Below are 333 nucleotides of genomic sequence, written 5' to 3' on the forward strand. Positions count from 1 at the left end.
GGCAGCAGGGGCTTGCGCCACGCGGACGCCAGTAACGCCCGTTCCCCCTCGCTGGTCGGAGTAGGTGACGATGAAATCCTGAAGGCTACCTTTGCCACCATTCACAATAGCGGCGTTGTCTTGCATTTTTTGTACCCAATCGCTGTGGGTTTTCTGGATGCTCTTTTGGCTGCCATCCAACTCCTCTCCCGCCAAATTTCCCCATACCCTCGTCCGCGCACCCCGTGCAAATTCCGCATTCACGCAACTGATGTTAATTTCGCTATCCACCACCATGCTGCGCACATTCATGTTGGCGCTGCCGAGCGTTAAAAACACGTCATCGATAATCAT

The 333-nt window shown here is 54.4% G+C and carries 1 pseudogene; it reads right to left on the reverse strand.

Going from position 1 to position 333, the window contains the following annotated elements:
- Nucleotides 1–333, reverse strand: a pseudogene (locus QN379_RS23525) (hypothetical protein); the annotation flags it as partial.

It is taken from the genome of Glaciimonas sp. Gout2 (assembly GCF_035018905.1).
In the GTDB taxonomy this organism is placed as follows: Bacteria; Pseudomonadota; Gammaproteobacteria; order Burkholderiales; family Burkholderiaceae_D; genus Glaciimonas.